Source organism: Pseudomonas sp. MN1F (assembly GCF_009391885.1).
Classification (GTDB): domain Bacteria; phylum Pseudomonadota; class Gammaproteobacteria; order Pseudomonadales; family Pseudomonadaceae; genus Aquipseudomonas.
Map to the genome: position 1 here is coordinate 144,282 of NZ_VZII01000047.1, position 19,969 is coordinate 164,250.

General features: G+C 60.7%; 22 protein-coding genes and 1 pseudogene. 16 read left to right on the plus strand and 7 right to left on the minus strand.

Annotated elements, in window-relative coordinates; genetic code table 11:
* The first annotated feature begins 59 nt into the window (after positions 1-59).
* From F6X59_RS22940 to F6X59_RS22960, 5 genes are all read left to right on the plus strand, one after another.
* Positions 60-1,331 (plus strand): 3-hydroxyacyl-CoA dehydrogenase, encoded by a 1,272-nt coding sequence (locus tag F6X59_RS22940; RefSeq protein WP_152958270.1) that lies wholly within the window; start codon positions 60-62, stop codon positions 1,329-1,331.
* The gene (locus F6X59_RS22945; protein ID WP_152958271.1) at positions 1,328-3,112 is read left to right on the plus strand and encodes an acyl-CoA dehydrogenase C-terminal domain-containing protein; all 1,785 of its coding nucleotides are present in this window, start codon (positions 1,328-1,330) and stop codon (positions 3,110-3,112) included. The genes F6X59_RS22940 and F6X59_RS22945 overlap by 4 nt, the downstream gene beginning before the upstream one ends.
* Before the next feature lie 43 nt (positions 3,113-3,155).
* Positions 3,156-4,319 carry an iron-containing alcohol dehydrogenase gene (locus tag F6X59_RS22950; protein ID WP_152958272.1) on the plus strand — a complete coding sequence of 388 codons (1,164 nt, stop codon included), beginning with the start codon at positions 3,156-3,158 and terminating at the stop codon, positions 4,317-4,319.
* A 1-nt stretch (position 4,320) separates the two neighbouring features.
* The gene (locus tag F6X59_RS22955; RefSeq protein WP_152958273.1) at positions 4,321-4,755 is read left to right on the plus strand and encodes a thioesterase family protein; all 435 of its coding nucleotides are present in this window, start codon (positions 4,321-4,323) and stop codon (positions 4,753-4,755) included.
* Positions 4,756-4,929: 174 nt separating this feature from the next.
* Positions 4,930-6,783, plus strand: a complete 1,854-nt coding sequence (locus tag F6X59_RS22960) for a DUF1302 domain-containing protein (protein ID WP_372240497.1) — start codon at positions 4,930-4,932, stop codon at positions 6,781-6,783.
* Positions 6,784-6,879: 96 nt separating this feature from the next.
* On the opposite strand, the gene F6X59_RS22965 is transcribed toward F6X59_RS22960, so the two are convergent.
* Entirely contained in the window at positions 6,880-7,182 is a 303-nt protein-coding gene (locus F6X59_RS22965) for a putative quinol monooxygenase (RefSeq protein ID WP_152958274.1), read from the minus strand.
* Between the two features lie 142 nt (positions 7,183-7,324).
* On the minus strand, positions 7,325-7,816 hold the full coding sequence (locus F6X59_RS22970; protein WP_152958275.1) for a DUF1543 domain-containing protein: 492 nt from the start codon (positions 7,814-7,816) through the stop codon (positions 7,325-7,327).
* 95 nt (positions 7,817-7,911) lie between these two features.
* Here F6X59_RS22970 and F6X59_RS22975 point away from each other — a divergent pair, with 95 nt between their 5' ends.
* Genes F6X59_RS22975 through F6X59_RS22990 form a run of 4 tightly spaced genes read left to right on the plus strand, consistent with a single transcriptional unit; the run spans position 7,912 to position 10,824 of the window.
* Positions 7,912-8,448 carry a chalcone isomerase family protein gene (locus tag F6X59_RS22975; protein WP_152958276.1) on the plus strand — a complete coding sequence of 179 codons (537 nt, stop codon included), beginning with the start codon at positions 7,912-7,914 and terminating at the stop codon, positions 8,446-8,448.
* Positions 8,449-8,450: 2 nt separating this feature from the next.
* Positions 8,451-8,987 (plus strand): DUF3833 domain-containing protein, encoded by a 537-nt coding sequence (locus tag F6X59_RS22980; protein ID WP_152958296.1) that lies wholly within the window; start codon positions 8,451-8,453, stop codon positions 8,985-8,987.
* On the plus strand, positions 8,984-9,289 hold the full coding sequence (locus tag F6X59_RS22985; RefSeq protein WP_152958277.1) for a DUF6482 family protein: 306 nt from the start codon (positions 8,984-8,986) through the stop codon (positions 9,287-9,289). Before F6X59_RS22980 ends, F6X59_RS22985 begins: the two co-directional genes overlap by 4 nt.
* 8 nt (positions 9,290-9,297) lie before the next feature.
* Complete coding sequence (locus F6X59_RS22990) at positions 9,298-10,824, plus strand: cryptochrome/photolyase family protein (RefSeq protein ID WP_152958278.1); 1,527 nt, start codon at positions 9,298-9,300, stop codon at positions 10,822-10,824.
* 36 nt (positions 10,825-10,860) lie between these two features.
* Here F6X59_RS22990 and F6X59_RS22995 read toward each other — a convergent pair whose 3' ends face one another.
* Positions 10,861-11,307, minus strand: a complete 447-nt coding sequence (locus tag F6X59_RS22995) for a PAS domain S-box protein (RefSeq protein WP_152958279.1) — start codon at positions 11,305-11,307, stop codon at positions 10,861-10,863.
* Positions 11,308-11,460: 153 nt separating this feature from the next.
* Here F6X59_RS22995 and F6X59_RS23000 point away from each other — a divergent pair, with 153 nt between their 5' ends.
* Complete coding sequence (locus F6X59_RS23000; RefSeq protein WP_152958280.1) at positions 11,461-12,348, plus strand: MerR family transcriptional regulator; 888 nt, start codon at positions 11,461-11,463, stop codon at positions 12,346-12,348.
* A gap of 58 nt (positions 12,349-12,406) precedes the next feature.
* Here F6X59_RS23000 and F6X59_RS23005 read toward each other — a convergent pair whose 3' ends face one another.
* From F6X59_RS23005 to F6X59_RS23015, 3 genes are all read right to left on the minus strand, one after another.
* Positions 12,407-12,769, minus strand: coding sequence for a hypothetical protein (locus tag F6X59_RS23005; RefSeq protein WP_152958281.1), 363 nt, complete (start codon positions 12,767-12,769; stop codon positions 12,407-12,409).
* A 126-nt stretch (positions 12,770-12,895) separates the two neighbouring features.
* Entirely contained in the window at positions 12,896-13,141 is a 246-nt protein-coding gene (locus tag F6X59_RS23010; RefSeq protein WP_152958282.1) for a hypothetical protein, read from the minus strand.
* A gap of 215 nt (positions 13,142-13,356) precedes the next feature.
* Positions 13,357-13,596, minus strand: coding sequence for a hypothetical protein (locus tag F6X59_RS23015; protein WP_152958283.1), 240 nt, complete (start codon positions 13,594-13,596; stop codon positions 13,357-13,359).
* Positions 13,597-14,424: 828 nt separating this feature from the next.
* On the opposite strand from F6X59_RS23015, the gene F6X59_RS23020 reads away from it, so the two are divergent.
* Both F6X59_RS23020 and F6X59_RS23025 read left to right on the plus strand, forming a co-directional pair.
* Positions 14,425-14,634, plus strand: coding sequence for a hypothetical protein (locus F6X59_RS23020; protein WP_016488107.1), 210 nt, complete (start codon positions 14,425-14,427; stop codon positions 14,632-14,634).
* A gap of 13 nt (positions 14,635-14,647) precedes the next feature.
* Entirely contained in the window at positions 14,648-14,854 is a 207-nt protein-coding gene (locus F6X59_RS23025) for a hypothetical protein (RefSeq protein WP_038409440.1), read from the plus strand.
* A gap of 332 nt (positions 14,855-15,186) precedes the next feature.
* Here F6X59_RS23025 and F6X59_RS23030 read toward each other — a convergent pair whose 3' ends face one another.
* On the minus strand, positions 15,187-15,747 hold the full coding sequence (locus tag F6X59_RS23030) for a hypothetical protein (RefSeq protein WP_038409441.1): 561 nt from the start codon (positions 15,745-15,747) through the stop codon (positions 15,187-15,189).
* 120 nt (positions 15,748-15,867) lie between these two features.
* Here F6X59_RS23030 and F6X59_RS28755 point away from each other — a divergent pair, with 120 nt between their 5' ends.
* From F6X59_RS28755 to F6X59_RS28765, 4 genes and pseudogenes are all read left to right on the plus strand, one after another.
* Entirely contained in the window at positions 15,868-16,905 is a 1,038-nt protein-coding gene (locus tag F6X59_RS28755; RefSeq protein ID WP_235208038.1) for a hypothetical protein, read from the plus strand.
* Between the two features lie 289 nt (positions 16,906-17,194).
* Positions 17,195-17,525, plus strand: a pseudogene (locus F6X59_RS23045) (transposase); the annotation flags it as partial.
* A gap of 651 nt (positions 17,526-18,176) precedes the next feature.
* The gene (locus F6X59_RS28760; protein WP_256669398.1) at positions 18,177-18,413 is read left to right on the plus strand and encodes a hypothetical protein; all 237 of its coding nucleotides are present in this window, start codon (positions 18,177-18,179) and stop codon (positions 18,411-18,413) included.
* Between the two features lie 924 nt (positions 18,414-19,337).
* Positions 19,338-19,625: a hypothetical protein gene (locus F6X59_RS28765; protein WP_256669399.1), complete on the plus strand. Its 288-nt coding sequence runs from the start codon at positions 19,338-19,340 to the stop codon at positions 19,623-19,625.
* The last annotated feature ends 344 nt before the right edge of the window (positions 19,626-19,969 follow it).

Here is a 19,969-nt window from a genome sequence, read left to right on the forward strand (position 1 = left end):
TACATGGGATGGAAAATGAGAATTTCAAAAATAGTAGGCGCCTGACTAGGGTGGGGGCAATGCCTTCCCAACATCGATCAGGAGCGTCACCCGTGAGTACTCCCTACAACCTTCAGCAGGCGGCGGTGATCGGCGCCGGCACCATGGGCCGCGGCATCGTCATCAGCCTGGCCCGAGCCGGCCTTGCGGTGCTGTGGCTGGATAACGACCCCAGCGCCACCGAAGCCGGCCTGGCGCTGCTCGCGCAGACCTGGGCACAGCAGGTGGCCAAGGGGCGTATCGACCAGGCCGAGGCCGATGCCTGCCTGGCCCGGGTGCGCCAGGTAAAGGCCTTTGCCGACCTCGCAGAAGTAGACCTGGTGATCGAAGCGGTTTATGAGAACCTGGCGCTCAAGCAGCAGATCTTCCGCACGCTGGATCGCACCCTCAAGGCCGAAGCCATCCTTGCCAGCAACACCTCGGCCCTGGACATCGATGCCATCGCCGCCCTGACTCGTCGGCCAGAACAGGTGCTGGGACTGCATTTCTTCAGCCCGGCCCATGTGATGAAGCTGTTGGAGGTCGTGCGCGGGGAGCGTACCTCGCCTGCCGTGCTTGATGCGGCCCAGACCCTCGGCCAGCGCATGGGCAAGGAAGTGGTGGTGGCCGGCAACTGCCCGGGCTTCATCGGCAACCGCATGCTCGCCACCTATGTGGCCGAGGCGCGCAAGCTGCTGCTCGAAGGCGCAACGCCACGGCAGGTGGACGAGGCGCTGCAGGCATTCGGCATGGCCATGGGCCCGTTTCGCATGTATGACGTGGTCGGCATCGACCTGGAGTGGCGTGCGCGCCAGTTGGCCAGCAAGGGCATGGAAGCACCGCTGGCCCAGGTCGACAATGCTCTGTGCGCGCAGGGGCGTTTCGGGCAGAAGAGCGGCCAGGGTTACTACCGTTATGCCCCTGGCAGCCGCGAAGCCGAGCATGACCCCGAGGTCGATGCGCTGGTGCTCAAGGTCGCTCAGGACCTGGGCGTGCGCCGGCGCGACATCGACGACGAGGAAATCCGCGAGCGCTGCCTGCTGGCCTTGGTCAACGAGGGGGCGAGGATTCTCGAGGCGTCCGTAGCCAGCTGCAGCGCCGACATCGACCGGGTCTACCTGCATGGCTATGGCTTCCCGGCAGCGGTTGGCGGGCCGATGCGCTGGGCCGACCAGCAGGGGTTGAGCCTGCTGCTGGCGCGGCTCGAACGCCTGCAGGGCCTGTTCGGCGAGCATTGGCGGCCAGCCGGGCTGCTGGTGCGTCTGGTGGCCGCCGGCAAACAGCTGGCGGATGTCCGTGAGGGCCGCGCATGAACTACCGAGCCCCCCTGCGTGACATGCATTTCGTGCTGCACGAAGTGTTCGATGTAACGGCGCATTGTGCTCGTCTGGGCAATGAGCTGGACCGCGAAACCATCGATGGCATCCTTGAGCAAGGTGCACGTTTTACTGGCGAGGTGGTTGCGCCGCTCAATCGCCAGGGCGATGAACAGGGCTGCCGCCTGGAGCAAGGTGGCGTGCGCACGCCCGATGGCTTCCCTCAGGCCTACCGCCAATACGTGGAGCAGGGCTGGGGTGGCATGACCGGCCCATTGGACCACGATGGCCAGGGGCTGCCGCAAATGGTCGCGGCGTGCTTCCACGAAATGCTGATGGGCGCGTCGCTGTCGTTTCGCATCTATTCCGGCCTGACCGAAGGCGCCGTGCTGGCCTTGCATCGTCATGGCAGCGCGGCGCTCAAGCGCGACTACCTGGGCAAGCTGGTCAGCGGCGAATGGGCCGGCACCATGTGCCTGACCGAGCCACAGGCCGGCACCGACCTTGCGCTGCTGCGCACCCGCGCCGAACCGCACGGCGACTGCTACCGCATCAGCGGCAGCAAGATCTTCATCAGCGGCGGCGACCAGGACCTGACCGACAACATTGTCCATCTGGTGCTGGCGCGCCTGCCGGATGCGCCGGCCGGGGTGCGTGGCATCAGCCTGTTCCTGGTGCCCAAGTTCGAATGCACCGGTAACGGTGGCCTGGGTGCGCGCAATGCGGTCGAATGCGGCGCGCTGGAGCACAAGATGGGCATCAAGGGGGCGGCGACCTGCGTGCTGAACTTCGATGGCGCTCGCGGTTGGCTGGTGGGGGACGCCAACCAAGGCCTGGCCTGCATGTTCACCATGATGAACGATGCGCGCTTTCAGGTTGGCTTGCAGGGGCTGGGCATTGCCGAGGCGGCCTTTCAGGGGGGGCTGGCCTATGCGCGCGAACGCTTGCAGTCACGTAGCCTGGCCGGGCCGGTAGCGCCCGAGCGCAATGCCGACCCGATCATCTGCCACCCGGATGTGCGGCGTATGTTGCTGACCCAGAAAACCCTCAGCGAGGGCTGCCGGATGCTTGCGGCCCTGGCTGCCCAGGCACTGGACCTGGAGCACGGCGCTGCGCAGCCTGAGGTGCGGTCGTCTGCCGGGCGCCGGGCGGCTGTGCTGATTCCCATCGTCAAGGCGTTTCTCACCGATGTCGGTCAGGAGGCTGCCAGCCTCGGTGTACAGCTCTACGGCGGGCATGGCTACATCCGCGAGTGGGGCATGGAACAACTGATGCGCGACAGCCGGATCACCCAGCTGTACGAGGGCACCAACGGTATTCAGGCACTGGACCTGATCCGCCGCAAGCTGCTTGGCGACGGCGGCGAGCAGTTGCGCCTGCTGATCGATGAGTTGCTCGATGCGGCACGCAACTGCCGCGCCGAGGCGTTGGCCGGGATGGCCCAGGCGGTTGTCCAGCGGCTGCAGGAGTGGCGAAACCTGAGCGCCGAGGTCATTGACGCCTGCCGCTGCGACCCGCAGGAGATCGGCGCAGTGTCGGTGGATTTTCTCGCTTACTCAGGCTACGTGCTGCTGGCCGCCCTGTGGCTGCGGGCTGCCGAAACGGCCAGTGCGGCATTGGCTGCAGGCAGCCAGGACAGCGCCTTCTACCAGGCCAAGTTGCACGCCGCCGCGTTCTACTGGCGGCGAGTGCTGCCGCGTGCCAGTGCCCACTGCGAGGCGTTGCGCGGCGGCGCCCAGTGCCTGATGAGTCTCGATGAAGCGCACTTCGCTTTCTGAGCTTGCCCCGTCGTTCACCCACAAGAACAAGAGGAACATGAACATGCAGCCCTTCAGTTTTGCCACCACCCCCCAGCTGCTGTGCGAAACCGGCGCCGCTGGCCGCCTGGCCCAGCTTTGCCAGCAACGCGGCGTGCGCCGCGTGCTGATCGTAACCGACCCGGGCATCGTCAACCTGGGCATGCTCGACGATGTGTTGCCTGGCTTTTCCCAGGTGCACCTGAGCGCGGCGATTTTCAGCGAGGTCAGCGCCGACCCCAGCCACGCCTGTGTGCTCGCGGCGGTCGGACGGGCGCGCCACATAGGCGCCGAGTTGATCGTCGGCTTCGGTGGCGGCAGCTCGATGGACGTCGCCAAGCTGGTGGCGCTGCTGGCACACCCTGCCTGTGACCAGCCCCTGGAGGCGGTCTACGGCATCGACCAGGCGAGGGGCCAGCGCTTGCCGCTGATCCAGGTGCCGACTACCGCCGGGACCGGTTCGGAGGTCACCCCCGTCGCCGTGATCACCACCGGCGAGGCGGCCAAGATGGCGGTGATTTCACCGCTGCTGTTGCCTGACCTGGCACTGCTCGACGCCGAGCGAACCTTGGGCCTGCCGCCCGCGATAACGGCCGCCACCGGTATCGATGCCATGGTCCATGCCATCGAGGCCACCACCAGCAAGTTCAAACGCAACCCACTGTCCAGCCTGTTGGCCCGCGAAGCCTTGGCGCTGCTGGCCGGCAACCTTGACCAGGCGGTGCACAACGGTGGCAACCTGGCGGCGCGCCAGGCCATGCTGCTGGGGGCCTGCCTGGCCGGGCAGGCTTTCGCCAATGCGCCGGTGGCGGCGGTGCACGCGCTGGCCTACCCGCTGGGGGCGCGTTACCACGTACCGCACGGGCTGGCCAACGCCCTGGTGCTACCCCATGTGATGCGCTTCAACCGGCCTGAGGCCTTCGCCGATTATGCGGCGCTGGCGCCAGCACTGCTGGGCGAGCGGCTGGTGCCTGGCGATCCGCACCAGCTGTGCAGCCAGTTCATCGATGAGCTGGAGCAACTGGCACCACGCTGTGGCCTGCCCAGCCGGCTGCGTGATGTCGGTGTGCCGCGCCACAGCCTGCCGCTGTTGGCCGAGGACGCCCTGCAACAGCAACGCTTGCTGGTCAACAACCCCCGCAAGGTTACCCTCGCCGATGCCCTGGCCCTCTACCAGGCGGCGTTCTGAGATGGCCAGGGAGCGCCCGCTGCGCGGCGCCTACCGCCACTTCCAGCCGATCACCACGCGCTGGCACGACAACGACTTGTATGGGCATGTGAACAACGTTGTCTATTACGGGTTTTTCGACAGCGCCGTGAATACCTGGTTGATCGAGCATGCCGGCCTGGACATCCACCGCGACCCGGTGGTGGCATACGTGGCGGGGTCCGCCTGCGACTATTTCGCCGCCGTCGCCTTCCCGCAACGCATCGAAGTGGGCATTGCCGTGGAGCGGCTGGGCAACAGTTCGGTGCAATACGCCCTGGCCGTGTTCGTCGAGGGCGAACCTCAAGCCTGCGCGGCCGGCCGTTTCAATCACGTATTCGTCGACCGCAGCAGTAATCGCCCGGTCGCCATTCCCGTCAAGTTGCGCAGTGCCTACGAACAGCTGCTGTCGGTTTGACTGCCCCTTACCGCGCCATAACGAATCGGCATGGCGTTGATCTGAAGACGCTATTTGTGAGGGCCGTAACCGCTACCTGATACTCCTCATCACCGACACCGCCGGCCTGGGCGGCCGGCGCTTGCGCGCTGAACCCATCATTTCCCTCTCTAATAAAACAACAAGAGGTTAAGAGTGAGCGCAACCCTTATTTTCTGCCGGCGCCGCGCGCCGTTGGCGGCGCTGTGCTGCCTGCTTGCCACACCGGTTGCCGGTGTGCAGTTCGAGGCCGGACCCTTGCAGGGGCGCTTCGACTCGGCCCTTTCGTTCGGTACTGCCGTGAGCACTGCCAACCCCGACAAACAGCAGTTGCAGAATGCCAACGGCAACGACGGCCGGCGCAACTACCGCGCAGGCGATGTGTTTACGGCAGTCTTCAAAGGTACCCACGACCTGGATCTGCAACTCGACAACGTCGGTGTGTTGCTGCGCGGCAGCTACTGGTACGACACCGCACAGCGTGACCACAGCCAGCGGGCGGTCGATATCGACGACCGCAACCGCCTGGTATCGGCGAAAACGGCTGGCGCGGAGCTGCTCGATGCTTTTGCCTATGCCCTCTATGACATCGACGGTGAACCCGGTTCGCTGCGCGTGGGCAAGCAGGTGGTCAACTGGGGCGAAAGCCTGTTCATCCAGGGCGGGCTGAACGTGATCAACCCCTTCAACCAAGCCGCGCTGCGCCGGCCAGGTTCGGAGGTCAAAGACGCCCTGGCGCCGGTCAACCTGGTGTATGTCACCCAGAACCTCAACCCGGCGCTGTCTGTCGACGCCTTCTACCAGCTGGATTGGGAGCAGGCTCGGCTGGAGAACTGCGCGACGTTCTTTTCCGGCAACGACTTCATGCCCGAAGGCTGCACGGGCCTGGATGTTGGCGGGCAGATGGTGACCAACCCGGCGGTTTCGCAGGCCCTGGCCCCCTTCGGTGTGATGCTGGCGGAGGAGGGCGTGCGAGTGCCCCGGGGGGCCGACCAGGATGCGCGCAACAGCGGCCAATGGGGCTTTTCGCTGCATTGGTACGTCGAACCGCTGGATACCGAGTTCGGCTTGTTCGCCGCCAATTACCACAGCCGCTCTCCCTACCTGGGTACGGTCAGCAGCCGCTACTACGCCAACGCGGGCTTCGCCAGGCAACTGTGCGGCAATGTCGGCGTGGCGCTGGCCAACTGCGGCGCCTTTCTGGCCTCCAGTAATGGGCAGACCCTTGCCGGTGCCCTGCGCATGGGGACATCGCAGTATCGAGCGCAATACCCTGAAGACATCCGCCTGTATGGCGTCACCTTCGCCACCACCTTGCGCAACGGTACCGCTGTGCAAGGTGAGCTGAGTTACCGCCCGAACATGCCGGTGCAACTCAACGGCAACGACATCTTGCAATCGTTGCTCAACGCGCCCGGTCGCAGCCCGCTGAACGCCGATGGCCTGCGCCCGGCAACCGACAACACGCCGTTCGACGGTTACCGGCGCAAGGAGGTGACCCAGGCCCAGGTGTCAGCCGTGCAAGCGTTCAGCCAGGTCATGGGCGCCAACCAGCTGGTGCTGATGGGCGAGGTGGGGGCCACCTATGTCGGCGGGCTGGAGGGGCGCTTCGGCCCGCGCTACGGGCGCTCCGGTGCCTACGGCAACGGTGAACTGGCTGACAACAGCCTGTGCCTGGCGATCTCGAGAAGCCCGGGCGACTGCAACGGCGAAGGCTTCGTCACGCCCTTTTCCTGGGGCTACCGGCTGCGCGCCACCTGGAGCTACCCGACCCTTGTACCGGGCCTCGACATCCGTCCAAACCTGGCTTGGGCCCATGACGTCAAGGGTTATTCGCCTGCAGACGGCTCGGCCTTCAACGAAGGCTCGCGTTCGATCAGCCTGGGTGTGGACCTCAGCCTGGCCAGCCAGTACTGGGCGAGCCTGGCCTATACCGATTTTATCGACGGCGATTACGGCACCCGCGGTGACCGCGATTATGTCGCGTTCAGCGTGGGCGCCAATTTCTGAGCCAAGAAGAACGATGGCAATGAATCGATCGAGGCTAGCGGCGCTGGCGGGTTGAGGTGCAGGGGGCTCTGCTGTGGAGCGCTTTGTCGGGCATGCTTAGCCAGGTAACTTGGCCGCAAGGACATCAACCTTCTCAATTGACGGCGGTTCGGCAAACAGCTCGGCAGCCTTCGCCATAAGTGCCGCTGCGACTTTGCCCGAAAGATGAGCCTGCCGGCCTGCTTCATCCGGGAAGGCGTCAAAGATGCCAAAGGTGGAAGGCCCCAGGCGGATTGCGAACCAGGCCGTGGTGGCTGGCTCTTCCTCCACTATTGGCAGGCCGTCCAAGAGAAAGCGCTCTACCTCTTTCTCTTTTCCGGGTTTTGCTTGCAGTCGAACGAACAACGCGACATTGACCATGACCTGTCTCCTGTTGTTACGACGACATCATTATGCGCCGTGCTTGGCAGTAAGCCCAACGCGATGAAGAACGTTAATGATCTTTCGGCCCAGTGGCGCATCCCCAGTCCAGGCTGGCGGCGACACTCATGCGGCGCCGTCATCAGAGGAGAATATAGTCGCTGTACTGCCGCAAGCCGTCATGGGCGCCTTCCGTCAAATGCACGTAGCGGCCATTCACCCAGTCAATCGCCAAGCAGTCGTCGACATCCAGCACCGCATCGGTATGCGGCTTGAGCCAGCTTGCCTGCAGGCGTTGTTTACCCTGTTGCCTGGCCTGGGCCTTATCCCTGGCCACCAGCAGCAGGTAGCGGTGGGCCTCGCCAAATACCCCTTCCTCGTAGCCACCCAGGTTGATGAAGAACAGACGTGGGTCACCTGGGCCTGGCGCCACATCACTGAATTCGACACGGTAGCGGTCAATACCGTTGACCTCCATCCACGAGTCGACATGCAGGCCCGTAAGGCTACCGAACCACGCCTGGCGCAATTGCGGGTACGCCTGCTCAAGTGACTCGGCTTGGGCGAATACCACATCGTGCACTTCGATACTGGCGCGTGGATGGCGGCCACCGAGCATGACTACGTACAGCATGATCATTCCTTCGAGGTTAAAATCTATACAAGATAAGTAAAATATCTGTACATTGTACTAGTGTTGTACAGTATTTCCGCGTGTTCGAGGTCAGTATGGCGCACCCTGCTCGTTGGACCGCGCTTTGCCTGCTACTGGTCGCCCTGTCTGCGGCGGCGGACTGGCGGGCGGAGCTGCCGGCGGCAAAACGGCTGGGTGCCGGTGAGTTCACCTGGTTTGGCCTGCGTCTTTACACAGCTCAATTGTGGGCAGTAGGCCCTGTTCATGACTGGAACCAGCCTTTCGCCCTTGAGCTGCTCTACCACCGCTCGCTGTCCAGGGACACCTTGGTGCAGGCCAGCCTCCAGGAAATGCGCCGCCTCGACGCGGGCAGCATGACGCCGCAGCAACGTGCCGCGTGGACCCATGCGATTGAGCAGGCATTCGTCGACGTGCATGCCGGTACGCGCATTACTGGCCTGTACCTGCCGGGGCAGGGCTGTCGCTTCTACGTCGACGGCACGCTCAGCCGCGAAATTGCCGACCCGGTCTTTGCCCGCCAGTTCTTCGCCATCTGGCTTGACCCACGCGCCAGGGATACCCAACTGCGCCAGCGCCTGCTTGGGCTGACTGGCAACGACCGAGGGCCATGAACATGTACAAGGCGCTGTTGCTGGCTTTCTGTGTGCTGCTGGGCAGCTGTGGCAATGTCGGTGTCGAGCAGTATGCCCAGCAGCAACCCAAACTGGACCTGGCTGCGTTCTTCTCGCGACCGGTGCAGGCCTGGGGCATGTTCCAGAAGCGTTCCGGGGAGGTGGTCAAGCGCTTCCACGTGCGCATCGACAGCCACCGCGAAGGTGAGCGTCTGATTCTCGACGAGCAGTTTGTCTATAGCGATGGCACACGCCAGCAACGTACCTGGACGCTGGTGCCTGACGGCCCCGGCCGCTGGCGCGGAACGGCGGGGGACGTGATCGGTGAGGCGCGAGGCGAAGTGGCGGGCAACGCGCTGCGATGGCGTTACCAGCTGGACCTGCCGGTTGACGGAAAGCACTGGCAAGTAGACCTGGACGACTGGATGTACCTCATGGATGACGACACCCTGATCAACCGCTCGAGCATGAGCAAACTGGGCGTGGAGATAGGGCAGATCACCCTGTTCTTCCGCCGTCTGCCGGAGGGCACACCATGAACTTGATCGCGCTCACTCAACTGGTTTCGACCGGCGAGGCAAAGGAACTTGAACTGCTGTCGCTGGAAGGGGGCTTCTACCTCCTGCGCGCCTTGACTGACGTAGGCCCCGTGACCTTGAGCGATGCCCTCGGGCAGCCCGTTCGCGTGCGCTCCACTACTGAGCTGAGGCATTTGCTCGGCGGCCTGCCCCCCGTGCCGTGCATGCTGGTACAACAGGTGGTGCATGATGAGATGTGCGGGCAACGTGACGGCCCGATTGCGCCGCTGCGCCTGCCAATATCGCTCGCCAGCCAGTGGTAGCCTGAGCGATGCGTCTGGGCCTGGTGCTGGGTGACCAGCTGTCGTTCGACCTGGCAAGCCTGGCCACGCTTGACCCTGCCTGCGATGCGATCCTGATGGCGGAAGTTGAGGGTGAGGCCCGGTACGTGCCGCATCATCCGCTGAAGATCGTGCTTATCTTCAGTGCCATGCGGCATTTTGCCCAGGCCCTGCGGGAGCGGGGTTGGCAAGTGCATTATGTCGAGCTCGATGCTGACGGCAACAGCGGTAGCATCGTTGGCGAGTTGCGGCGCTGGCAACACGCCTTGGGCGCCACCCACATTCACCTGACCGAGTGCGGGGAGTGGCGCCTGGAGCAGGCTTTGCGCGATGCCGGCTTGCCCCTTGTGTGGCATCGGGATACGCGTTTTCTATGCTCCCGCGAAGCCTTCGCGCGCTGGGCCGACGGGCGTCGCCAGCTGCGTATGGAGCACTTTTACCGTGGCATGCGCAAGCGAACCGGCCTGCTGATGGAGGCCGATGGCAGCCCGGCAGGTGGGGCCTGGAATTTTGATGGCGACAACCGCAAGCCGTTACCGCGCCAACTGCGCGGGCCGTTCGCTGCGCATTTCGCGCAGGACGGGATCACGGCAGCGGTGGTCGCCCTGGTACGTCAGCGCTTCAGCGACCACTATGGAGCCATCGACGGCTTCGACTACCCGGTGACCCATGCCGAGGCACGTCAGCTCTGGCAACATTTTCTGGACTTCGGGCTGGCGGCCTTTGGTGACTACCAGGACGCTATGGCCGAAGGCGAACCCTACCTGTTCCATGCGCGCATCAGCGCGGCGCTCAACATCGGGCTGCTGGATCTGCGTGGCCTGTGCCAAGAGGTCGACAACGCCTGGCGCGAGGGGCGGGTGCCGCTCAATGCAGCCGAAGGTTTCATTCGCCAGTTGATCGGCTGGCGCGAATATGTGCGGGGCATCTATTGGCTGCGCATGCCGGAATATGCCGGGCTCAACCACCTGGGCAACGAGCGTGCGCTGCCGGCATTCTACTGGACCGGGCGCACCCGCATGCGCTGCATGGAGCAAGCTATCGGGCAGACCCTACGATTGGGGTACGCTCACCATATCCAGCGGCTGATGGTGACCGGCAACTTCGCATTGCTGGCCGGTATTGTGCCTAGCGCGATTTGTGAATGGTACCTGGCGGTTTACATGGATGCCTTCGACTGGGTGGAGTTGCCCAACACGCTCGGCATGGTAATGCATGCCGATGGTGGCTACCTGGGGTCCAAGCCCTATTGCGCCAGTGGTCGTTACATCCAGCGCATGTCCGATCACTGCAAGGCGTGCAGCTACCGGGTCGACCAGGTGATCGAGGAAGATGCCTGCCCGTTCAATGCCCTTTACTGGCATTTCCTCATTCGTCATCGGCCTCTGCTCTCGGCCAATCCGCGCCTGGCACTGGTCTATCGTAGCCTCGATCAGATGTCGGCCAGCCGTCGCGATGCGGTGTGGCAGCGTGGCCAGGTACTGTTGGCCCGGCTCGATGCCGCGCAACTGATATGAAAAAGCGAATTGGCCTGACCGGGTAGGGATGTTCAGTCAGCGCTCAGCCTGCCCCAGTTGCCGGCGCAACTCAGCCACTTCGGCCTCCAGCTCGCGTACCTTTTCCTCAGCGAAAATCTGTGCTGTGACGTCGCGCTGAATGCCGATGTAGTACGTCAGCTGGTCCGCCTCGTTGCGCACGGGCGTGATCGATAATTCGTTCCAGAACAGGCTTCCGTCCTTGCGGTAGTTGCGCAGCACCTGGCGGCAGGGCTTGCCTTCGCGGATTGCCTTGCGGATGACTGCAAGGCTCTCCTGGTCATGATCCTGGCCCTGAAGAAAGCGGCAGTCCTGATAGAGGATGTCGTCCGCGTAGTACCCGGTGAGCTGCTCGAAAGCGGGGTTGACGTAGATAAGGATGCTGTCATCGCCTTCCTGCTCGGCGACGACGATGCCATCGTTTGAATGCTCAACCATCAGTTGCAGGAGTTTCGCGTTTATCATGGGGCCCACCTACAGGCGTTTCGTATGCGATATGCGCAGCGTAGCTTCTATGCAGAAGGTTTCGGCGACGTGTGTTGCATCATGAACCAAGGCGGCTCAGCGCAGAAGGCGCATATGGGTTTAGAATGTTTCACCCTCTGGATGCCCCTGGTTATGACTGACGCCATTTCACCCGACCTGCTACCGATGCGCGATGTGGTCAGCTTGACCGGCGTCAACCCGGTGACCTTGCGTGCCTGGGAGCGGCGCCATGGCTTGATCAGCCCGCAGCGCACCGAGGGCGGCCATCGCCTGTACACGGCGCGGGATGTCCAGCGCATACGCGACATCTTGCGCTGGACTGGCAACGGCGTGCCGATCAGCAAGGTCGGTGAAAGGCTCGCAGGCCAGCCTGAGGTCTCTGCCCAGCAGCTCTCGGCCTTTGACCAATGGCGCGCCAGCGTGGCGCGCGCCGCCAAGGCTTTCGATGCAACGGCGCTTGAAGGCATCCATGGACAGTTGTGTACACTTTTCCCCACGGCCATCGTCCTGCGGGAAGTGCTGATGCCGGTTTGGCACGACTTGGCTGCAGGGGCTGCGCCAGGCGAGCGCAGCCAATGGGTGTTTCTCGACACGTTCTTGCGCGCACGCTTGCTGCTGCGTCTGCACATGAACCAGGCCGATGCGCCGCGCGTGTTGCTGGCCGCTACCGAGGGGCAAGCCGAACTCAAGGTGTTGTGCGCCGGGCTACTGTTGAGCAGTGCGCAGCAGCGTATCGAAGTGCTCGGTTGCGGGCAGCCGCTGGAAGAGCTCCCTATCGTGTGTGCGGCGATGCGGCCTGCGGCACTGGTGATAAAAGTCCAGGCCCCGTTGAGCCCCGCCTTGATCAGGCGCTTGCGCGCGTTGCAGATGGAAATCGAATGCCCGCTGGCCTTGGTTGGCGAGGGGCTTGCCGATACTCAACCCGCCTTGAGTGAAATCCCGCTAGCTCTGCTGGACGAGGCTAGCGCTGACGCCGCGCGCATGCTGAACGCCTTGCACCGTGGTGCCCTCGACCTTTGATCGATGGCCGTGCGGCGCCCATGGCACTCACTCCTTACCCATTGCGGGCACTCAGCCTTCAACCACCGGAACTACCACCACCTGAGCCACCCGTGCCGGAGCCGCTCGAGCCGCCAGCGCCACCGCCAGGGTTCGTTCCTGTACCGTTGCCGCTTCCGCTATCCGTCCCTGAGCCATTGGTGGTGCCATCACCGCCGGTATTGTCGGTGCCATTGCTACCGGTATCGCCAGAGCCGGTACCCATGCCATCCCCAGGCGTGCCTGCGCCTGTAGCGCCGCCATTGCCATTCATGTGGCTGCTGTCTTGCATTTGCGTGCCTGGAGCGCGCTGGTCGTTCATGTCTGTGGCCGCCAGCACAAGCGGCGCGCTGGCGCCAAGGCACAGTGCCAACAACAACGAGTGGGGTTTGATGATCTTCATGGTGTATCTCCGTTGGGATGTTCACCATTTCTTTGTCCTGCCTGGGTGGCGACCTGTGCGATGGCGCTGACGAGCGGAACGAACGGACTAGGCGCCACATTTTGCGGCGCACATAGGCACGCCCCATTAGCCCGGCTCCATTGCGGTGTTTTTCTTCCAGCCCCGCAGGTTCATGACGCACAGGCAGACCTGCAGAATGATCAGCGCCCAGGCCTGCGCCTGCCATCCCCACAACCCCCACAGCACGTTGCTGCCTATGAAGCAGCAGAAGCCCAGCTTGCGTCTGTCCGGGCGCCTTGAACCGATGCACCAGGCGGCCAGCACGGTAAGGACCATGGCGGGCCATTCGAGAAAGTCGATCCAGTCATTCATCACGCGATACCCAAACTGATTGCGTTTCGATGTGGGACTGGCGAGCGCACACTCAGGTTCACATCGCTTTACCGACAGTCACGGTGGCCAGAATCATGGTAGAAGGAATATCGGATTGGCATGGAAATCTCATGTAACGCGAAAACTATAGGATCCTCCTGATCCCTCTACCCACCCTCAACTGAACAAGAACAAAGGGGGCTTACATGAGTTGTTTAATCTGCGCCGGACAGGCTGAGTCCGTCGAATGCGACAGCGGCTGGGAAGAGCGGCGCTGCCCCCAGTGTGGTTGTTACCGGATGTCCCAATCGCTCATTCTGCGAATGATGGAAGAGGGTCAGATTTTTGATGCCGAGCGGATGCGGCAATGGCTGACGTCCCGGCGCGATGTGATACCTGTTCCCTGCATTGATCATGGCCAGGCGATTTTGTTGCTGTAATCGGACGATGCTCATCGTCCGATGGCTCGTCCGGAACTCAGGATTCAGCGGCGCAAAAAAAAACAGCGCGTACTCAATAGAACTTGATCACAGACTATCGGGATCGCCGAAGAACATTTGGATTAGCCTTTAGGGCGGTGTTTTCAGCTAGAAAAACTAAAAATATACCCGTAAAAATACCCTCGATACCCTCACATGGATCCGCGATCTGGAACGGCGATTTCTGACGGCTGCCGAGATGGAACCAGATGGAGCTCAGTGTACCTCCGTGGCGAGGGCGGCGGAACCGAGATGGATCCTGTTCGTATGCGATCGCTTGGCCGGGGCAGGCTACCATCGCTGGTAAAGTGTTCCGTGCGGGGGGACAGAAGCTGCCAACGGATGTGTGATGGTTTCTGGGTTCGAATCCCTACGCTTCCGCCACTAATTCTCATTAAAGCCCTGATTTTTTGGGGCTTTTTTGTGCCTGTGTGTTTTTGGTCCCCCATCTGGTCCCCCATTTTTAGTGTGGCTTATGCTGGTTTGCTGCGGATTGTGATGGACATATGGCCTAACAACTCACGTTTGGAAGGGAGCGATTTTTCCAAGGCAGCCTAGGTATGCTTGGCTCTTGCCGGCAGCTATCGACCCGGCGCCTGAATATTGGGGTCGCTTCGCGACACATCGCCGATACGCGCGGCTCTCACAGAGGCTGGCGCAGGTCTGGAAGCTGGTGATATTCCTATGGGAACCGGTTTGCCGCGATGAGGCCTGAACTGCTAAACACAAGGCCTTGGATCGATGCCGGCCATCAGACCGTCGCTATCGTCCTATGATGGATCAACATAGCAGAATGGGCAGAGCATGAAGCGAACCTTGGAAGGCATGGCCAAAGCCGGCGAGCCGCTACTGCGCGAAGCCCTTGATGCGATAAGGGCGCATCAGGCCGCGCAAGATAACGGGGCATCTCCAGAGACAATCGAGCGGCTTAGAGTGTTGGCTGACTCCGTTTATCACGCGGTAGTGGATTTCCAGGTGCTTGAAGCCGGCAGTTTGTCTGAATCAATTCACTGATATCGAGGCACTGATGCCCAAACAGTCGAAGATTTTGCCGCCCGACCACCCAGCCTACACCGAGGCAATTGAGGCAATGCGCCGCTACCACGAAGCGCAGGATACCGGCGCGCCTGCGATAGAGGTGGAAAGATTACGCCTGATAGCTGAGTCTCTGTTCCAAGCTGTAACCGACTATCAAATGAAAGCCTTTGGCCACGGCGGCGGAACTATTCACTGATTGGCAGTTGCGCGGAAGATGGTACGTCCTGAGAAAGTCTGCTTTCGACCCAAAGCAAACATGCCGCTCGAATGTTACGGGGTGGGTAACCCAACGCGGTGTGCTTCAGCGCTTCCACTCATCGGTTTCCCTTTAGCACCGGCTTATACCCGAGCAGGGCAATGGCCGGTTCAAGGCTCTCGTCCAGAGGTACCAGCAGGTCGTGAAGGCTATCAACGCTTGCCCTGCTGCGCTCGGCTAGCAGGCCCTGCGCCGCGTAGAGAACGTCGTGATGATTCAGGCGGCCGGGCAGCGATCATGCCAGAGGCCTCTGATGGTCAAAGGCGTGCCAGCTAGCGTAGCGACATGACTGCGTTTTGCACGGGTAACCGGGATTGCTCCGGGTGCTGCTGCATGAAATGCTTGATCGCTTGGCCCTGCCGGTCCACGACGCACACGTTCACGGTAGCGTGAGGGACCGTGCATTCGTCCAGTGCGAGAAATCCGCAGTTCATCACGCCGTAGAGCGCGACCGGCTGAGCGACGGATGAGCAGTCATACACCATCTCCCCAAGGTAGTTGAGCTTCCCTTGATTAACGGTGAACCGCAGCGGGCTGGAATACGGGCCCATGACCCCGCGGCGGTGCCCCAGGCGAGTGACTTCATATTCCCCGGCGGGCAACCACGCCGAGTAATCGTCCTTGGGCCCCCAGCCATAGGTCTTGTGACTATTGATGTCCTGGAATTCCAGGTAGGTGCCATAAGGGCCACCTCCTATCAGCGCGCCGATCACAAGGCCGGCATTTTGCGCGTTATAAGTGGTTGAATCCAATGCCATCTCAGTGGGTATTTGCGAGCAACCGGCCAATAGTCCTATCAGGCCGATTGCGACGATGTGGTGCGAGCAAAGCATTCCATTACCTCGGTGAAAAAAAGGAAACGCTGTTGGAATAGGCGCGCTAGACGGCCGCTACCGCCTTCACTAGGATGGCGGCCTTTCGCTTTCCTGTGGAATCAAGGACGATACATCAACATGTTCGATCTCTACCAATGGCGCATGTTTGGCGCCGTCAGCATCGCCGCCCTTTCCCTCAGCGGGTGCAGTATCAACGGTACCTATCCAGACGCCACCGAGCCCGACGCGGCAAAGCTGCGCTTCATCAGCAGCAATCAAAATTCGACGATGGATGTGTTCGACGCTGCCCATTGTGGCGGACAGACCACAGGGCTGCTCAACAACCTGTTCACCGCCAACACCCGACGTCGCGCAGCCATGAGTATCCCCGCGCCAAACGACGCCAAGGCTTATCTGGAGGTGCGGCTACAACCGGGCCGCGAGTTGTTTGTTCGTGCCAATACATTGGGCTCCGCCAGTGTCTGCACCGTCGCGTTCAACTTCACGCCTCAGAGCGGTGGCGAATACGAAGCGAACTTCCGCTACGTGGGTAACAATTGCCTGGTCACGCTTAACCGGCTGCGTGAGATCGACGGGAAGGCGGTGCGTTCGCCCATCGCGCTAACCAACAAAGGCCTGCCCGCCTGCTCCGGCAGCAACCCGATTTTCCCCAAACCCACCCAGGCACAACCGCAGTCAGCAGAGCGTATGGCCTTGATCAGTCAGATCGTGGACGCCAGCGTCATAGCCAAGATGAAGTACGCTCCTGCCGACACCACTGCGCAGACAGCGTTATTCGATAAGGGAACTGAGGAGCGCAAGCGGCGCCTGGGCTTCACCCTGCCGGATGCCTACTGGACCGAATACCGCCTTAACCTGGAGCAATCGGCCAACGACATGGCGAGTAGCCATGCGCGCTCGTTGCAGCTGTACAAGGATTACTACAGCAATAAACTGGGCCTGCTCGACACCCCGTCGATCAAGGAACTGCTTCCGGACAGTGAGACCGCAGACCGCAGCAAGGCGATGATCACCAATAACACTATGCTGGAATATTACTACCGGACCCTGCGGGAACTTCAGAAAGAAGCATTCAGCGCACATCAAGCACGCATGGCCGATCTGGACCAGCGCTTTGAAGTATGCAAACGTTACCCGGCGTGCTGGCAGAACTAGGTCGGGCCCAAAACGCACGATACGTGTGTTTCTGGAGCGGTCGGTCATTTGAGTGAGTCTATTGGATAGTCGCGGCGAGTATCGCCTTGGCCAGCATGTCCTGCTGCTCTTCTGGCTCAATGAGCTCCAGGCTGACCTGACGCTTCGCTTAGAGCATCTGCCATAGCTGCTGATCGATGTTGTTCTCGACAAGGGGGATCTTCACGATCACGGTTCGAAGCTACCCATTCCGGTACGCCCGGTCCTCAGCCTGATCCTGTTGCGTGACCTACCCAAAATCGCCAAGCTGATGGAGCAGTTCGGCGAGGGCCTGCTGTCCGCGGAAGCTATCGAGGATGCCTCTGCGGCGTTCAAGAAGGCCCACATCGAACGCGCTTTGAGTGCCGCACTTGGCCACCCACCTGGGTTAACCGCCGGGCGCGCAGCGCCCAGAGGATGAAACCAACCAGCGTAACGGCAAGAGTGGGAAGACGGTTTTGACGGGTTATGGCCCGTTGCGACTGGAAATACCTCGCGATCGAGACGGCAGTTTTGAGCCCATTCTGATCCCCAAGCATGAGCGCCGTTACACCGGATTCGATGACAAAATCATCGCCATGTACGCCCGTGGCATGACGGTCACCTGTTTGCATCCGACTTGACCAGCCATTCGCATCGAATGTGACCTGTGCACGGGCACGTCTTGACCGGCGGAATCGACCCAGAGCAGCCGCTGAAAAACAACTGATTTCGTGAGCGCGACGCGCACTCTGTGGGAGCGGGCGTGCCCGCGAACACCGGCGCAGCAGGTGCCAGGCTCCGCGTTGGATTCTTCGCGGGCGCGCCCGCTCCCACAGGGATTGCTGTGCGGCTCACCAGCAGTAATGGGTCAGTAGCAGCCAATCGGGACTGACCGCCATCGACCCATTGCGGCCCGTCGGCATCGGCAGAAACCGGTCAGAATTAGCCGGCCTGCAGGGAGTTAAGGGCCATCGATTTAAGGCTGAAGGTATCTGCCAAACCGTGGGCGATTCAGTCCAGCCCACTTGGAATCGTCGCAATCCCCTCGCAACGAGCGCTTTTTCACCCCCCTTTCTGTACTCGACACCTCACGGATCGTCTCAGAGCTGCTGGCGATGCTGACAGTACGCTCCAAAATGAGGGGAGTTGAAAGTTAGAGCAAGCATTCAAAATAATACGCAGAAAGATTTCGGGCGAAATTTATTGTGAGCCCTCTTGCGTCTATGTATGAGCCTGGCTATTACTTAGGTCTCCAAGGGGGAGATGGCAAAATGCAACCAAGATTCGTTATCGTTCCAGCAGTACCTATAGAAAACGAATCATTTCAGATTGGAAGTCGGTTTTACGCCGCTACCACTTCGGGAGGGTTCGACATCTACGACAATCAAGAAAAAATAAGAATAAAGCGGAATTTTCCGAATAAATCGCTAGCCATAACAGAATGCGAAAAGATGATTTCTGATTCGCGCAACCCGTCCGAGCCATTTCCAATAATGCGAACGGAATGACTTTCTACCGGAGATAGCCCCATGGCCCCATCCACGGACAAGACATTTTTTTATTACGGCGCTATCGCAATCGTAGCTGCCTTTGTATTCATATGCATGGCTTATGAATTTTCGGAGGCACATCTGATATGGGCAATCATACGTCAATATTGGAGTGGCTGATGATTCTGACAGGGTCAATAGTAGGTGCCGGGCTGGCAGCACTTCTATTTGACTGGGTCATATAGCTACCGAGCATTGAGCACCTTGTGCCACCCATTTTTTACCCTTCCGCTGCAGCACTGGAGTTTTCACATGCCTAGCAAGCAGATTGCAAACGAGCAGGCAAAACAATACAGCGATGATGAGCGTGTGACCCTTGTAAGAAAATTCTGGAGCTCAGGCCGACCACTAAATGATTTCTGCACAATCAAAGGCCACCCTTCTTATCATGAAAGCGACCACTTTCGAGAGTTCCAATAGTGCGAGCTTAAGCCGCAATACACTCATGGCAAACCAGTTTGATCACGAGCAATTGAATTCAATTGTCAGCACCCTAGCGCAACTGCACATCCGCCTAAGACTGATCATGGAAGAAACCGAGTCACTTATGAATGGATTGCGCGCTACGCGACCTAATAAATAGTTATCACCCTTTATTTGCAGGAGCGCCCCATTTAACCGCGTAGCCGACCAACAGGGATAAAGAGGAGCTTAACTGTGATCAGCCGCGCTGTTAAACGCTCATTATATTCTGGGATTCACGATTCGCGCACAAAAATTTAGACAAGCCAATTCATCAGAACTTATACGGCTTTTATTTTTTGTACAAGCAAATCCCCGGCAGTCGGGTTAGATGCACATCATGCAGAAAACCGTTGCACGCGCCGTTTCCTCCGCTATGGTGGAGTGACAACACAAGACTAAAGTCGTAGGAGGACGGGCATGCGCATTCGCGGCGATGTGTTTTGGAACTGGGCTGATCCTACGCTCCATCATCGGACACATGACGAGACGCTGGACCAAGGCATCACGATTGACGTTCAAGTGCGTCTCTCACGGACGGGCAGCACACAAATGTTCATCGGTGTGTATGCAAGCTCCGGCATGGCCCTTCACGAAGAAGCATTCGACTCCCGCCCAGGTGAATCCATGACCCGAGCGTTAGCTTGGGGTGTGGGGCGCGCACGCCGCCTAGCGTCAAATCGGGTGAGCGCCCAATCCGTGGCCTGATGCCCAACTTCTACCTCAAGGGTCAATGAAGGTTGTGGCATCGAAAGCCACGGCCACATCGATCCGTGGGCGTACATAACGGCCCTCAACGCCTCCCCCTACTCCAGCGTCCTTACGGTGTCCGGCACCACGTAAGCCGTGATGTAGCCCCCGGATGAACGTCTCCGTCATCCTATTGTGGTAGACGGCTAAGCTTCCTACCCCAAATCCTCATGCCACGTTAAAGCGTCCCAGTGAGTTTAGCTGTCTTTCGCGAAAGGCAGCTATGGGTCCAGGCTGTGTGAAAACGCAGTAAATACATCGAAAATTCAGAGTCGAGCTGACTGCCTGTGGAATCAGCACGC

Bases quoted from the DNA above. Each gene is read 5' to 3' on its own strand.
- F6X59_RS22940 (WP_152958270.1), top strand. From the start codon at position 60: ATGCCTTCCCAACATCGATCAGGAGCGTCACCCGTGAGTACTCCCTAC.
- F6X59_RS22945 (WP_152958271.1), top strand. From the start codon at position 1,328: ATGAACTACCGAGCCCCCCTGCGTGACATGCATTTCGTGCTGCACGAA.
- F6X59_RS22950 (WP_152958272.1), top strand. From the start codon at position 3,156: ATGCAGCCCTTCAGTTTTGCCACCACCCCCCAGCTGCTGTGCGAAACC.
- F6X59_RS22955 (WP_152958273.1), top strand. From the start codon at position 4,321: ATGGCCAGGGAGCGCCCGCTGCGCGGCGCCTACCGCCACTTCCAGCCG.
- F6X59_RS22965 (WP_152958274.1), bottom strand. From the start codon at position 7,182: ATGGTCAATGTCGCGTTGTTCGTTCGACTGCAAGCAAAACCCGGAAAA.
- F6X59_RS22970 (WP_152958275.1), bottom strand. From the start codon at position 7,816: ATGCTGTACGTAGTCATGCTCGGTGGCCGCCATCCACGCGCCAGTATC.
- F6X59_RS22975 (WP_152958276.1), top strand. From the start codon at position 7,912: ATGGCGCACCCTGCTCGTTGGACCGCGCTTTGCCTGCTACTGGTCGCC.
- F6X59_RS22980 (WP_152958296.1), top strand. From the start codon at position 8,451: ATGTACAAGGCGCTGTTGCTGGCTTTCTGTGTGCTGCTGGGCAGCTGT.
- F6X59_RS22985 (WP_152958277.1), top strand. From the start codon at position 8,984: ATGAACTTGATCGCGCTCACTCAACTGGTTTCGACCGGCGAGGCAAAG.
- F6X59_RS22990 (WP_152958278.1), top strand. From the start codon at position 9,298: ATGCGTCTGGGCCTGGTGCTGGGTGACCAGCTGTCGTTCGACCTGGCA.
- F6X59_RS22995 (WP_152958279.1), bottom strand. From the start codon at position 11,307: ATGATAAACGCGAAACTCCTGCAACTGATGGTTGAGCATTCAAACGAT.
- F6X59_RS23000 (WP_152958280.1), top strand. From the start codon at position 11,461: ATGACTGACGCCATTTCACCCGACCTGCTACCGATGCGCGATGTGGTC.
- F6X59_RS23005 (WP_152958281.1), bottom strand. From the start codon at position 12,769: ATGAAGATCATCAAACCCCACTCGTTGTTGTTGGCACTGTGCCTTGGC.
- F6X59_RS23010 (WP_152958282.1), bottom strand. From the start codon at position 13,141: ATGAATGACTGGATCGACTTTCTCGAATGGCCCGCCATGGTCCTTACC.
- F6X59_RS23015 (WP_152958283.1), bottom strand. From the start codon at position 13,596: ATGAGCATCGTCCGATTACAGCAACAAAATCGCCTGGCCATGATCAAT.
- F6X59_RS23020 (WP_016488107.1), top strand. From the start codon at position 14,425: ATGAAGCGAACCTTGGAAGGCATGGCCAAAGCCGGCGAGCCGCTACTG.
- F6X59_RS23025 (WP_038409440.1), top strand. From the start codon at position 14,648: ATGCCCAAACAGTCGAAGATTTTGCCGCCCGACCACCCAGCCTACACC.
- F6X59_RS23030 (WP_038409441.1), bottom strand. From the start codon at position 15,747: ATGCTTTGCTCGCACCACATCGTCGCAATCGGCCTGATAGGACTATTG.
- F6X59_RS28755 (WP_235208038.1), top strand. From the start codon at position 15,868: ATGTTCGATCTCTACCAATGGCGCATGTTTGGCGCCGTCAGCATCGCC.
- F6X59_RS28760 (WP_256669398.1), top strand. From the start codon at position 18,177: ATGCAACCAAGATTCGTTATCGTTCCAGCAGTACCTATAGAAAACGAA.
- F6X59_RS28765 (WP_256669399.1), top strand. From the start codon at position 19,338: ATGCGCATTCGCGGCGATGTGTTTTGGAACTGGGCTGATCCTACGCTC.